The sequence below is a fragment of the Salinisphaera orenii subsp. orenii MK-B5 genome (genome assembly GCF_003788635.1).
Taxonomy (GTDB): domain Bacteria; phylum Pseudomonadota; class Gammaproteobacteria; order Nevskiales; family Salinisphaeraceae; genus Salinisphaera; species Salinisphaera orenii.
The window spans coordinates 69053-82076 of sequence record NZ_AYKH01000012.1; the positions used below are offsets into that span (position 1 = coordinate 69053).

Below are 13024 nucleotides of genomic sequence, written 5' to 3' on the forward strand. Positions count from 1 at the left end.
AGCTTGCCGCACCGGCGCTGTGCGCCGGACACCCGTCGCCCCTACGCCTCTCCGTCGCTGCACTGACGGGGCGGAATACAGGCGGCGGGCCAGGCGTTGAGTCTTAATGCGCTACTGCGCTTCGGCTACTGACTGCACTTGCTTCCTGTCGGCTTACGCCTTCGGCTGAGCCGACCTACAGGAACAAAAGTACGTGACCTTGAGCGAGCGATAGCGAGCTTGCCTGTATTCAATCCCTTGGCGAAGCGCCGAGCAGCGCAGCACGGACGGGGATGAAGCAGCCGGATGTCTGAGTCGCGCGCAGCGCGGCGAGTTCCGGCTGCGCCCCGGCCGGGCGAGCAGCGCAGGGTATCGGCGCGTAGCGCCGACGCGAGAGAGGGTGTCGTTTGCTTTGGTCACTTTCATTTGGACAAGCAAATGAAAGTGACTCGCGCAGCAGCGCGAAACCCTAATCCGATCAAACCATTATCGTGTATTCAGAACTCGCAGGCTCAATCAGCGAGCCTTTGGGCACTCACCGGTTCGAATTCCCCCGTCTTCAGCCACCGTGTGCTCGATCCACGACCACGAGCCCCGACCCCTCAAACCACGCCCGATCACCGATCCCCCAGAACCGAAGCACGCTCGGCGGCCGCCCGAATAGCGCCCCAGTCACCCGCCTCGACGGCGTCGGCCGAAACCAACCAGCTCCCGCCCACACAAGGCACACAATCCAAGGCCAGATAATCGGCCGCCGTATCTTCGGTGATCCCGCCGGTCGGACAGAACACGACGTCGGGAAACACGCTGGCGAACGCCTTGATCGCCGCCGGCCCGCCGACAACCGAGGCCGGGAACAGCTTGGTCGCGGTCGCGCCCTGACGCGCCAGATGCGCGATCTCGCTCACCGTCTGCGCGCCGGGCAGATAGGCGATATCGCGCGACTGCGCCACCGCGTTGACCGCATCGGCGATGCCGGGCGAGACCAGGAACTCGGCGCCCGCATCGATGGCCTGCTGCGCCTGGGCCGGCGTCCAGACCGTACCCGCGCCCACGCAGATGCCGTCGACGCGTTCCGCGATCGCTTCGATCGCGGCCGGGCCGGCCGCGGTACGCAGCGTGACCTCGATGACGCGGATGCCGCCGGTCACCAGCGCCCGCGCGATCGCCACGCCGGATGCCGCATCGGGCACGACCACGACCGGAATCACCGGCGCGATCGCCATCACCTCACGCGTGGCGTCATATCTCATTCGGCCGGCTCCGATTCGCGTGCCGTGGTGCGTGTGTCGGCCGCGGCCGGCTGGGCGTCGAGCAGCGCACAGGCGCCCTCCTCCGCCGAGCCTACGTTGCGGCGGAACACCGCGAACAGCTCGCGGCCGAAGCCGAATTCGGTTTCGGGTTCGTCGTCGAAGACGGTCGGCTCTCGGGCTGCCAGCTCGGCGTCGTCCACCTCCACGGTCAGCTCGCCGGCTTCGGCGTCCAGCGCGATCATGTCGCCGTCGCGGATGCGCCCGATCGGCCCGCCGAGCCGCGCCTCGGGCGTGATCTGGATCGCCGCCGGAATCTTGCCGGAGGCGCCGGACATGCGCCCGTCGGTGATGAGGGCGACCCGATAGCCCTTGTCCTGCAGCACGCCGAGCGAGGGCGTGAGCTTGTGCAGTTCGGGCATGCCGTTGCCCCGCGGGCCCTGATTGATGACCACGATGGCGGTGTCGCGCTCGAGCTCGCCGGCCTGATAGGCGGCGAGCACGTGTTCCTGGCTGGCAAAGACCCGTGCCGGCGCCCGCAGCGTGCGATGTTCCTTTTCGACCGCCGATATCTTGACGATGCCCCGGCCGAGATTGCCCTGGAGCACGCGCAGGCCGCCCGTGCTCGCGAACGGCTCGGCCACGCCGCGCAGCACGTCGGTGTCGTGGCTCGCCGCCACGCCCTCGCGCCAGACGAGCGCGCCGTCCTCCAGAAACGGCTCCTGCGTATAGCGATGCAGCCCGTCGCCGACCACGGTGGAGACGTCGTCGTGCAGCAGCCCGGCCGCCAGCAATTCGCGGATCATGAACTGGATGCCGCCGGCCGCGGCAAAGTGGTTCACGTCCGCCGTGCCGTTGGGATAGACCCGCGCCATCAGCGGCACCGCGGCCGAGATTTCGGCGAAGTCGCTCCAGTCGATGACGACGCCGGCCGCCCGCGCCATGGCCACGATGTGCATCGTGTGGTTGGTGGAGCCGCCGGAGGCCAGCAGGCCCACGATGCCGTTGACCAGCGCCTTCTCGTCGACGATGCGGCCGATGGGGCGGTAGTCGTCGGCCATTTCGGTGATCCGCAGCACGCGTTCGGCCGCCGCCCGCGTCAGCGCATCGCGCAGCGGCGTGCCGGGATTGACGAAAGACGACCCGGGCAGATGCAGGCCCATGAACTCCATGAGCAGCTGGTTGGAGTTCGCGGTGCCGTAGAAGGTGCAGGTGCCCGGCGAGTGATAGGACTGCGACTCGGCCTCGAGCAGCTCGTCGCGGCCGATCTCGCCGGCGGCGAATTGCTGGCGGATCTGCGACTTGACCTTGTTCGACAGCCCCGAGGTCATCGGCCCGCCCGGCACGAAGATCACCGGCAGATGGCCGAAGGACAGCGACCCGATCATCAGCCCCGGCACGATCTTGTCACAGACGCCCAGACACAGCGCGGCGTCGAACATGTTGTGCGTGAGCGCGATCGCCGTGGCCATGGCGATGGTGTCGCGGGAGAACAACGACAGCTCCATGCCCGGCTGGCCCTGGGTCACGCCGTCGCACATCGCCGGCACGCCGCCGGCGAACTGGGCGACGCCGCCGGCCTGCCAGGCGGCCTCCTTGATCAGGGGCGGGAACGCGCCCAGCGGTTCGTGCGCCGAGAGCATCTCGTTGTAGGCCGACACGATGCCGATGTTCGCGCGCCGGTCGCCGGCCAGCGCCTCCTTGCCGGGCCGGTCCTTGACCGCGAAGCCGTGGGCGAGATTGCCGCAGGACAGGCGGCCGCGGTGCGGGCCGACACGTTTGGCGTGCTCGATCTTCGCCAGGTACTCGCGCCGGCTGTCGCGGCTGCGGCGGACGATGCGTTCGGTCACGGCGGCGATCACGGGGTTCAGACTCATCACTCGTCACTCCGGCGGGCGCGTCGCCCGCGTCAATCGGCCCAGTAGACGGACAGCGGCACGCGCGATTGGTGGATCACGCCCCGCACGGGGTACTGCGTGCTCGGGCCCGGCTCGGCGGCGCGCGTGTAGGCCGCGCGCTTGTCCTCGCCGAAGCACAGCAGGCTCAGCGACTTCGTCGCCCGCAGCCGCGCCAGCGACAGGCTCAGCCGCGGGGTTTCGCCCGGCGGCCGCTGGGGCGCCACGCAGGGCGCGCTGGTCTCCAGGCAGGCCGCGATGTTGCGGGCGTCGGGAAACAGCGAGGCCGTGTGCCCGTCCGCGCCCATGCCGAGCACCACGGCGTCGACCACGATCGGCAGCGCGTCGAGCGCGGCGGCGACCTCGCCCAGCGCCGCCCTGGGCGTCGGCGTATCCCGGTAGAGGCCCAGCAGGCGGGCGTCGGCGGCGGCATCGATGCACAGGGTCTCGCGCAGCAGACGCTCGTTGCTCTCGGGATCGGTCACCGGTACCCAGCGTTCGTCGCTGGGCACCACGGTCACCCGCGACCAGTCGAGGTCGGCGCACCGAAGACAGGCGAACAACGCCGCCGGCGACGTGCCGCCCGGCACCACCAGCGTCGCCGCGCCGCGTGCCGACAACCCCGTCGCCAGCCGGTGGAGCACCGCTTCGGCCAGTGCCTCCGCGGCGTCCTCGCGGCGGCCGAAGGCGTGGAGATCGGCCATCAGCAGCGGCCCTCCTGAGGCGCCGCCGACACGGCCGCGCGTGTCGCCGTCGAGCGTCGCGCCCGCGGGCGTCGGGCCGCGGCGGTCGGGACGTCCGTCGGTACGACGCGCATCGCGAACCCGCTCATATCGGCTGCGCCCAGCGGCGGCCGTCGCGATCCAGCAGCACGAACGAGTCCGTCGGGCCCCAGCTGCCGGCCATGTATTCGTGGGTGCGCACCCCGCGGCTCGCCCAGCTGTCGATGATGCGGTCGATCCACTGCCAGGCGGCCTCGATCTCGTCGCGGCGCATGAACAGCGCCGGGTTGCCCCGCAGCACCTCCATGAGCAGGCGCTCGTAGGCGTCCGGATAGGTCACCGAGAAGGCATCGGGGAAATTCAGGTTCAGCGGCAGCGAGCGCATGCGAAAGCCGCCGGGCCCGGGCTCCTTGGTCATCAGCGTGAGCTGGACGCCTTCCTCGGGCTGCAGGCTGAGCACCAGCCGGTTCGGTTCCAGCGGCTGCTCGCCGAAGATGGAGTGCGGCACCGGCTTGAACTGAAACACGATCTCGGAGAGCTTTCGGGCCATGCGCTTGCCCGTGCGCAGATAGAAGGGCGTGCCGTTCCAGCGCCAGTTGTCGATCTCGGCCTTGAGGGCCACGAACGTCTCCGTGTCGGCCTCGGCCGGCGCGTCGCGCGTCCCGCCCTCCTCGGCGTAGCCGGCAACCGGTTCGCGGTCGACGATGCCGGCGGTGTAGCGCCCGCGCACGCTGACCCGGTCGACGCCCTCGGCCGTGATCGGCTTGAGCGCCCGCATGACCTTGATCTTCTCGTTGCGGATGTCGTCGTGGTGCATACTGGCCGGTGCCTCCATGGCGACCATGCACAACAGCTGCAGCATGTGGTTCTGGACCATGTCGCGCAGGGCGCCGGTGCGCTGGTAGAAGTCGAAGCGCTGGCCCACGCCGATGTCCTCGGCCACGGTGATCTGCACGTGGTCGACCGCACCCCGCGCCCACAGCGGCTCGAACAGGGAGTTGCCGAAGCGCAGCGCGAGCACGTTCTGCACCGTCTCCTTGCCCAGATAGTGATCGATCCGGTAGATCTGGGATTCGTCGAACACCGCGCCCACGGCGTCGTTGATCGCGCGCGCGGAATCGAAGTCGTGGCCCACCGGCTTTTCCAGCACGATGCGCGCGTTGGCGTCGACCAGCCCCGCCGCGTCGAGCCGGCCGGCGACGGTGCCGAACAGCGACGGCGCGGTGGCGAGATAGAACACCCGGGTGCGCCGGCCCTCGGCGTCCAGCGGTGCGGCCAGCGCCGACCAGTCGTCGCCGTCGGCCAGGTCGAGCTGAACGTGGTGCAGGCGCTGGGCGAAACGCGACCAGACCTTCTCGTCGAACTCGCCGTCGATCCGGCCGATCAGCGCCTCGCGCACCCAGTCGACGTAGGCCGCGTGTTCCATTTCGCCGCGCGAGACCGCGACGATACGGCTGTCGTCGCTGAACTGGCCGTCGCTGTCGCGATGAAACAGGGCCGGCAGGAGCTTGCGCTGGGCCAGATCGCCGGTACCGCCGAAGATCACCAGATCGAACGGCGCGACCGGTACGAACTCGGCCATCAGGCCGCTCCGGTCGCCGTAAGGCGTGTCCGCTGTATCGGGTTCGTCATGTCAGTCCACCGGTGTCGTCTGCGCCGCGATCGGGCGGCGTCCGCCGCCCGAACATTCCGCTGCAAACAATGCACGATCCGTGCCGCCGGCGGCCGACGGCGGGCTATTCGCGCAGCAGCACCAGCTTGCCGGCGTGCTCGCCCTCCTCCATCGTCCGGTGCGCCTCGACCGCCTCGGTGAAGTCGAAGGTGCGATCCAGCACGGGGCGCAGGCGCCCGGCTTCGAACAGCGGCCGCAGGCGGTCGTTGAACAGCTGCGCCAGCATGATCTTGCGCTCGATCGGCAGGCTGCGCATGGTCATCGCCATCACGCTGAGCCGGCGCATGAGCAGCTTGCCCATGTTGATGTCGGTGCGGGGGCCGCCGATGACGCCGACCTGAACCTGGCGGCCCTCGTCGCGCAGGGCGTCGAGGTTGTCCTTGAGCGCCGGACCGCCGACGAAATCCATGATGACGTGGGCGCCGCCGGCTTCGGCGTGGACCTGCTCGGCGACGCCGTCGTCACCGTCGACCAGACCGAGGTCGAAGCCGCGGTCGTGGCCGAGCGCGCGCAGACGCGCGTCCAGATCGTCCAGCCGCGCCTGGCTGCGGCTGGTGGCGATGCTGCGCGCGCCGAGCGTGCGGATGAGCTGCAGCCCGGCCTGGCCGACACCCGAGGTCGCACCGCGGACCAGCGCCCACTGCCCCGGCGCCAGCTCGCCGACGAGGAACAGGGCCCGATAGGCGGTCAGAAACGCCTCCGGGATGGCCGCGGCCTGGGCGTAGTCGTAGTGCGCGGGGATGTCGAGCGTGTCGCGCTCGTGGGTGACCAGCTGCTCGGCGTAGGCCGCGCCCCCGATCAGGCCCATCACGCGGTCGCCGACCCGGCGGCCGATCACGCGATCGCCCACCTCGACGACCTCACCGGCGTATTCCAGCCCCGGGCAGCGCGGGTCGAAGCCCTTCGGCGGTGGATAGCCACCCTTGCGCTGGATCAGATCCGCCCGATTGATGCCGATGGCGCGGATGTCGACCCGGACCTCCTGCGGCCCCGGTTTCGGGGTGTCCAGTTCGCCCAGCTGCAGCGCCTCGGGGGCGCCGGGTTCCTCGATCAGCCATGCCCGCATGACTCTCTCCTTCTGTGTCGTGTGTCGGTGTCGTGTGAAAGAAACTATCGGTGCGACAGGTTGAGCCCGACCACGCCCAGCAGCACCAGCGTGATGCAGGTCGCGCGCCAGGCCGTCATCGGTTCGTGAAAGAAGCCCACGCCCACCAGCGTGATGAGCACGATGCCGAGCCCCGCCCAGACGGCGTAGGCCACGGCCATGTCGATGCGCTGCAGCACCAGGGCGAGACAGCCGAAGGAGGCGATGTAGCACACCCCCATGCCCATGGCGGGCCAGAACCGCGTGAGACCGTCGGACAGTTTCATGCAGGTCGTGCCCACCACTTCGAGCAGAATCGCGAGCGCAAGCAGCAGCCAGCTGTGCATCGAGGGCTCCGGATGACGATGTGCGCAGCCTAACGCCGCGCCCGCCCCGCCGCCAGCGTGGGCGGTTCAGCCACGGTTCGCCATGACGCGCGATAATTGCCAAACTACGGCATCTGCTTCATACAGCACTCATCCACGCACACGGAGAACGACATGAACCGGATTCTCGGCCTGTTCACCGCCCTGCTCGTCAGTCTGACCCTGGTGACCGGCTGCGCCGGCTGGCAGAACTCGGACACCGGCACAGTCCTCGGCGGCGTGCTCGGCGGCGCCGCCGGCTCCCAGGTCGGCAGCGGCAGCGGCAAGACCATCGCCACCGTCGTCGGCACCCTCGCAGGCGCCGCACTCGGCAACCGCATCGGCTCGAACTTCGATCAGTCCGACCGTCGCGAGTTCGGCAGCGCGCTCGAGAGCAACCAGACCGGCAACACCAGCAGCTGGCAGAACCCCGACAACGACGCCAGCTACTCGGTCACACCGACCCACACCTACGAAAGCGGCGACCGGCCCTGTCGCGAGTTCACCATGAACGCGACCGTCGACGGCCAGCCGGACACCGTCACCGGGACCGCCTGCCGCCAGTCGGACGGCACCTGGAAAGTGCAGTCGTAACGCCGCTGCCGGGACAAGCCGGGCCGACGGGCCCGGCTTTTTTTTGCGTCAACCACCGTCGAGCCGTCTCATGGCCAGTGAACGCCCTCTACGCCGCGACTACGTCTGGTCCTGTGACATGCCCACCCGCTGGATGGACAACGATGTCTACGGCCACGTCAACAACGTCACCTATTATTCGTATTTCGACACCGCGGTGAACCGCTACCTGATCGAGGTCGGCGGCCTGGACATCCACGCCGCGCCGGTGATCGGGTTCGTGGTGGAATCGCACTGCCGGTATCACGCCCCGGTGGCGTTTCCCGAAGCACTCGAGGCCGGGCTGGCGGTGCGGCATCTGGGCAACCGCTCGGCGACCTACGTCATCGGCATCTTCCGGCCCGGCGAGGACTCGGCCTGCGCCCACGGCGATTTCGTGCACGTGTTCGTCGATCGCGCCACGCAGCGCGCCGCACCGATACCACCGGGCATCCGCGACGCGCTCGCCGCCCTCCATCGCCCCGAAGACGACTGAGACAGGGGACCTCGAGGATGAGCCCGAACGAACTGCCCGCCCGCGACTACCACGCTCGCGTCTGCAACCCGGACGACGGCGTGGTGATCGCGATCACCGTGATGCAGCCGGTGCTCGCGGCCGGCCAGTACGCGCCGCTGATCCTGCAGGGTCACGGTTTCGGCGGCGCTCGTCTGCAGAGCCGCGACGAACTCTCGGTCTACGAGCAGCTCTCCGGCGGCATCCTGCCCTCGACCGAGGCCGCCCGGCGCGCGGCCGACGCCGGCTACTTCGTGATCAGCTTCGATCAGCGCGGCTTCGGCGAGTCCGGCGGCCGGGTCGAGGTGATGGACCCGACGATCGAGGGCGAGGACATCCGCGCCATTCTCGACTGGGCCGAACACGACATGGACCACGGCGAGCGCCTGGCCCGCCGCGACGGACAGCTCGTGGTCGGCGGGCTCGGGCTGTCCTACGGCGGTGGTTTCCAGCTCATCGGCGCCTGCGTGGATCCGCGCTTCACCGCGATCGTGCCGACCGCGGCCTGGCACGATCTCACCTACAGCCTGGCCCCGGACAACGTGGTCAAGACGGCCTGGGGCGCGGCCCTCGTGGCCCTCGGCGTGCCCACGTCCGGCGTGCGCGTGGACCCGCGGCTCTACCGCGCCCTGATCGAGGCGCTCGTATCGCCGCTGACCGGCCGCGGCCTGTCGGCGCCGATCAGCGACTGGCTCTACAACAGCAGCCCGGCGTCGTTCTACGACGGCACCATCGCCCGCGACGGCGAGCGCGTAGCCTGCCCCGACCGCAGCACGCCCCGGGTCGATGCGCTGCTGGTACAGGGCGTCGGCGACACGCTGTTCAATCTCAACGAGGCGGCCGCGAACGCACGGGCGCTGGCCGACGCCGGCAACGACGTGCACATGATCGCCATGCAGTACGGCCACAGCCTGCCGTTTCTGCAGGACATCGAACGCATCGCCTACCAGACCGACGCGACGCTGGCCTGGCACGGCAAGACGGTCGAGACCGCGGCCCTGGAGTTGGCGTATCTCGACTGGAAGCTCAAGGGCATCGCGCCCGAGCACGCCTTTCCGCGCTGCATGGTCGTGCTCGACGACGCCACGGCGCTGACCTTCGACACGCTGCCGGACTTGGCTTCCGGCTATACGACGGCCTTCGACTTCGAAGGTGCGGCCGCGACCGGCGGCATCGACCTGCTGCTGGGCCTGCTGCGGCGCCAGAGCCTGGCGCACCTGTGGTCGCTGGGCCGCGGGGCCGCGGCGAACACCACCCGTGCCATCGTTCAGCTGATCCGCGGCCGCGGCCAGGCCGACGGCCGCGACACCGGGCTGCTCGCCCGCCTGGTCAATGCCCTGCCCTCGGATCATCTCGACGAGCTGGCCAGCGGCGGCAGCTTCATCCCGCTGACCGACATCGACCGCGATTGCGCGCTCGCCGGCCTGCCGCACGCGGTCATCGACATCGGCGGCAACGTGCGCGCACCGATCGCCTTTCTCGGCATCGGCGTGCAGCGGCCCGGCGTCTCGGCGACGCTGCTGCTCAACAAGCAGGTGCGCCCGATCCGCGGCAGCGGCCTGCACGAGGTCGAGCTCAACGGCGTCGCCTTCCGGCTGCAGCCCGGCGATACCGTCGGCCTGCTGGTCTACGGCTATCATCCGCAGTATCTGTCGAGCTTCTCGCCCATCGGCGGTCATGTCGATGTCTCCGGTCGCATCGACCTGCCGATCGTCGACGTAGACTAGGGCCTGCCCCAACGTCCCGCACGGGCGGCAACGCCGCCCGTGTCCACGAGGAAGACTATGACGCCGCTGGCCGCATTCGGCATCGGGCTCGCCATCGCGGCGGCCCTGCTGACCGTCGTCTGGATCATCCAGCTGTTCACCCGCAACGCCGGGCTCGTGGACGTGGTGTGGTCGGCCGCGGTGGGGTTGATCGCCGCGGCGTACGCGCTGCTGGGCGACGCCCCCGCCGCGGCACGCATCCTGCTGGCCGCGCTCGCGCTGACCTGGGCGCTGCGTCTGGCCGGTCACCTGGCGAAACGCATGCGCGGGGCGCCGGAGGATTCACGCTATGCGGCCGCACGACGGGCCTGGGGCGCGCGCGCCGACCTGTACATGCTCGGCTTCTTTCTGTTCCAGGCGCTGATCGCCGCCGTCCTGTCGATTCCGTTCCTGGTGGTGGCCTACATGCCGGAGGCCCCCTCGCTCGGGGTCGCGCTGGCGGCGATCGCGGTCTGGTTCGTGTCGGTCGTCGGCGAAGGCACGGCGGACACCCAGCTGCATCGGTTCAAGCAGCGCCCGGAAAACCGCGGCCGCGTCTGCGCCGAAGGGCTGTGGCGCTATTCGCGTCATCCCAACTATTTCTTCGAATCCCTGCACTGGGTGACCTACGTCGTGCTGGCCATCGGCGCGCCCTACTGGTGGGCCACGCTCGCCAGCCCGCTGATCATGGCCGGGCTGTTGCTGAAGGTCTCCGGCATTCCCACCATCGAGAACAGGGCCGCGGCCGACAAGCGCGAGGGCCACGACGAGTACGTGCGCCGGACCAGCGCCTTCATCCCCTGGCCGCCGAAGTCATGACTCGGGAGAACGCCGCCTTGGACAATCTGCCGATCGAACTCTGCGAACGGGGCTGGGTGCCCGACACGCTGGCCCGGGCCGGCATGCGGCGGCTGATCAACGCCCGCCTGACCAGCGCCGAGGCCCGCGATCCGGAACGCCGCAGCGAACACATGCGCGCCTTCGTCGAGCGCGCCGCGACCGGGCCCATCGCCCAGCACACCGACGACGCCAACGCCCAGCACTACGAGCTGCCGCCGGCGTTCTTCGCGCACGTGCTCGGCGCGCATCGCAAGTACAGCGGCTGTCTGTTCGAGGCCGGCATCGACAACCTGGACCAGGCCGAGCACGCCATGCTGGCGCTGACCGCGGAGCGCGCCCGCCTGCGCGACGGCCTGCGGATACTCGATCTGGGCTGCGGCTGGGGTTCACTGGCGCTGTGGGCGGCCGGGCGCTATCCGCGCGCGAGCGTCCTCGCGGTCTCGAACTCAAACGCCCAGCGCGAATACATCGCGGCCACCGCGGCCGAGCGCGGCCTGGACAATCTCCGCGTCGAGACCTGCGACATCAACCACTTCGATCCCGGCGAGGCCGTCTTCGACCGCATCGTGTCGATCGAGATGTTCGAGCACATGCGCAACTATCGCGAGCTGTTCGGCCGCATCCGGCGCTGGCTGGCCGCCGACGGACGCCTGTTCGTGCACGTGTTCGCGCACAAGCTGCTGGCCTACCCGTTCCAGGACGCCGGCGCCTCCGACTGGATGGCCCGCCACTTCTTCACCGGCGGCATCATGCCCAGCGAGAACCTGTTCGCCCGCTTTCAGCGCGACCTGGTGCTGGCCGACCAGTGGTGGCTGTCGGGCAGCCACTACCGCGACACGGCCAACGCCTGGCTGGCGAACATGGACGCCGCCCGCGCGCCGATCATGGATCTGTTCCGCGACACCTACGGGGCCGACGCCGAGCGCTGGTTCCAGCGCTGGCGCATGTTCTTCATGGCGGTCGCGGAGCTGTTCGGCAGCGACCGCGGCAACCAGTGGGGCATCGGCCATTACCTGTTCACGCCGCGCCCGCAGACACCACCGGTATCGGAGAAGGCCTCATGACACACGCCCTGCGCATCTCGACGCTCGCCGCCGCGCTGCTACTGCTGCCGCCGCTCGCCGCGGCCCAGTCGACGGACGGCGGCGAACGGCGCTGCTTCAACGGCTATGCCTACACGCTGGACGGCGGCGAATACCGCTACACCGAGCATCACGAACAGCAGCGCGCGGACGGCCGCATCACAAGCTGGGACGTGACCTACGTCGGCCGCGACGGCGAGACCATCGCGACCAAGACGATGGATTTCTCGGCCCACCCCACGGTGCCGACCTATCGCATGGAGATCCCGGCCGACGGCTATGTCGAGGGCATCCGCCGGGACGACGGCTGGACCATGTTCCGGCGCGAATCACGCGAGGCGGACGAACAGACCAAGGCGTTCACCATCGAGGAACCGATGGCCGCCGACTCCGGCTTCGATCCGCTGCTGCGCAACCACTTCGAGGCGCTGCAGAACGGCGACACCGTCGATTTCCGCTTCGCCGCGGCCGGACGCCAGGGCGTCATCGAGCTGCGCGCGCACAAGATCGGCGAGACCACCTTCGAGGGCCGGCCGGCGGTGCAGTTCGAGGCCGAGCTCGACATGATGTTCATCAACTTCTTCGTCGACTCGCTCAAGCTGACCTACGATCCCGAGACGAAACGGCTGCTGGAGTATCGCGGCATCGGCAACATGCACGACGCCAACGGCGAGGTCTATCCCGTGCGCGTGACCTACGCCCGCGACATGCCCGACGTGGCCCGCGAACACGGCGCCCCCGCGGCGGACTGCGGCGCGATCGACGGCTGAAACGCGCGCCGCCGACGGCTCCCCGTCGCGGCGGCTAAGCCTCGGCTCCGACGCGCTCGTTGAGCGGGATCGCGGGCTTCCGGATGGCAGCCGAGGCGCCACTGGACAGGCGTCTCGGCGTCATCGCGGCAGACCGGGCGATCGACGATCAGCGCGCGTTGAGCCCGCACCTCCGGGCAGCGAACCGAACCCGCTCCCCGCCGAGCTGCTACCACCCGGCCGGAGGCGCCGTTCTCCCAGCACGATGGCTTGCATGGCCGCTCATGATGCAGCCGTCGCCCGTTTCGGACAGCGCCGCTATACGGGAGGAACCGGTATCGAACCGCCGCTTGCGATCAATGACCCGACACGGGGGTCATTTCACGGGCGGGGGCGGTTGTAGTGCCCCGCCGGCACGACCGCCATCTCCATACCGGCCCGCCGGAAACGCGCGGCGCGCGATTGGCCGGGCCTGTCGACATCGCCGGCGCAGTCGCGTTGAAGCGCCGGAGTCG

At 69.6% G+C, this 13024-nt stretch carries 12 protein-coding genes; 6 read left to right on the forward strand and 6 right to left on the reverse strand.

Annotated elements, in window-relative coordinates; translation table 11 throughout:
- Window positions 1-596 precede the first annotated feature (596 nt).
- The 6 genes from SAOR_RS07255 to SAOR_RS07280 form a co-directional block, all read right to left on the reverse strand.
- Window positions 597-1232, reverse strand: coding sequence for a bifunctional 4-hydroxy-2-oxoglutarate aldolase/2-dehydro-3-deoxy-phosphogluconate aldolase (locus tag SAOR_RS07255; RefSeq protein ID WP_123630840.1), 636 nt, complete (start codon window positions 1230-1232; stop codon window positions 597-599).
- The gene (gene edd, locus SAOR_RS07260; RefSeq protein WP_123630841.1) at window positions 1229-3109 is read right to left on the reverse strand and encodes a phosphogluconate dehydratase; all 1881 of its coding nucleotides are present in this window, start codon (window positions 3107-3109) and stop codon (window positions 1229-1231) included. The genes SAOR_RS07255 and edd overlap by 4 nt, the downstream gene beginning before the upstream one ends.
- Window positions 3110-3138: 29 nt before the next feature.
- A complete protein-coding gene (gene pgl, locus SAOR_RS07265; protein WP_123630842.1) occupies window positions 3139-3828 on the reverse strand; it encodes a 6-phosphogluconolactonase in 690 nt (229 codons plus the stop codon).
- Window positions 3829-3952: 124 nt separating this feature from the next.
- Window positions 3953-5428, reverse strand: a complete 1476-nt coding sequence (gene zwf / locus SAOR_RS07270; RefSeq protein ID WP_123630843.1) for a glucose-6-phosphate dehydrogenase — start codon at window positions 5426-5428, stop codon at window positions 3953-3955.
- A 154-nt stretch (window positions 5429-5582) separates the two neighbouring features.
- On the reverse strand, window positions 5583-6584 hold the full coding sequence (locus tag SAOR_RS07275) for an NAD(P)H-quinone oxidoreductase (protein WP_123630844.1): 1002 nt from the start codon (window positions 6582-6584) through the stop codon (window positions 5583-5585).
- 44 nt (window positions 6585-6628) lie between these two features.
- Entirely contained in the window at window positions 6629-6949 is a 321-nt protein-coding gene (locus SAOR_RS07280; RefSeq protein ID WP_123589667.1) for a DMT family transporter, read from the reverse strand.
- Window positions 6950-7102: 153 nt separating this feature from the next.
- On the opposite strand from SAOR_RS07280, the gene SAOR_RS07285 reads away from it, so the two are divergent.
- The 6 genes from SAOR_RS07285 (at window position 7103) to SAOR_RS07310 (ending at window position 12530) form a co-directional block, all read left to right on the forward strand.
- Window positions 7103-7561, forward strand: coding sequence for an RT0821/Lpp0805 family surface protein (locus tag SAOR_RS07285; protein ID WP_123630845.1), 459 nt, complete (start codon window positions 7103-7105; stop codon window positions 7559-7561).
- Between the two features lie 70 nt (window positions 7562-7631).
- Window positions 7632-8075, forward strand: coding sequence for an acyl-CoA thioesterase (locus SAOR_RS07290; protein ID WP_123630846.1), 444 nt, complete (start codon window positions 7632-7634; stop codon window positions 8073-8075).
- Between the two features lie 17 nt (window positions 8076-8092).
- Window positions 8093-9820, forward strand: a complete 1728-nt coding sequence (locus SAOR_RS07295; RefSeq protein ID WP_123630847.1) for a CocE/NonD family hydrolase — start codon at window positions 8093-8095, stop codon at window positions 9818-9820.
- A gap of 57 nt (window positions 9821-9877) precedes the next feature.
- Window positions 9878-10657, forward strand: coding sequence for a DUF1295 domain-containing protein (locus SAOR_RS07300; protein WP_123630848.1), 780 nt, complete (start codon window positions 9878-9880; stop codon window positions 10655-10657).
- 17 nt (window positions 10658-10674) lie between these two features.
- Complete coding sequence (locus tag SAOR_RS07305; protein WP_123630849.1) at window positions 10675-11742, forward strand: SAM-dependent methyltransferase; 1068 nt, start codon at window positions 10675-10677, stop codon at window positions 11740-11742.
- Complete coding sequence (locus tag SAOR_RS07310; protein WP_185015580.1) at window positions 11739-12530, forward strand: hypothetical protein; 792 nt, start codon at window positions 11739-11741, stop codon at window positions 12528-12530. Before SAOR_RS07305 ends, SAOR_RS07310 begins: the two co-directional genes overlap by 4 nt.
- Window positions 12531-13024: the final 494 nt, after the last annotated feature.

What these genes read in the sequence shown, in the direction of transcription:
- SAOR_RS07255 (WP_123630840.1), bottom strand. Translation starts at nt 1,232, where the DNA reads ATGAGATATGACGCCACGCGTGAGGTGATGGCGATCGCGCCGGTGATT.
- pgl (WP_123630842.1), bottom strand. Translation starts at nt 3,828, where the DNA reads ATGGCCGATCTCCACGCCTTCGGCCGCCGCGAGGACGCCGCGGAGGCA.
- zwf (WP_123630843.1), bottom strand. Translation starts at nt 5,428, where the DNA reads ATGGCCGAGTTCGTACCGGTCGCGCCGTTCGATCTGGTGATCTTCGGC.
- SAOR_RS07275 (WP_123630844.1), bottom strand. Translation starts at nt 6,584, where the DNA reads ATGCGGGCATGGCTGATCGAGGAACCCGGCGCCCCCGAGGCGCTGCAG.
- SAOR_RS07280 (WP_123589667.1), bottom strand. Translation starts at nt 6,949, where the DNA reads ATGCACAGCTGGCTGCTGCTTGCGCTCGCGATTCTGCTCGAAGTGGTG.
- SAOR_RS07285 (WP_123630845.1), top strand. Translation starts at nt 7,103, where the DNA reads ATGAACCGGATTCTCGGCCTGTTCACCGCCCTGCTCGTCAGTCTGACC.
- SAOR_RS07290 (WP_123630846.1), top strand. Translation starts at nt 7,632, where the DNA reads ATGGCCAGTGAACGCCCTCTACGCCGCGACTACGTCTGGTCCTGTGAC.
- SAOR_RS07295 (WP_123630847.1), top strand. Translation starts at nt 8,093, where the DNA reads ATGAGCCCGAACGAACTGCCCGCCCGCGACTACCACGCTCGCGTCTGC.
- SAOR_RS07300 (WP_123630848.1), top strand. Translation starts at nt 9,878, where the DNA reads ATGACGCCGCTGGCCGCATTCGGCATCGGGCTCGCCATCGCGGCGGCC.
- SAOR_RS07310 (WP_185015580.1), top strand. Translation starts at nt 11,739, where the DNA reads ATGACACACGCCCTGCGCATCTCGACGCTCGCCGCCGCGCTGCTACTG.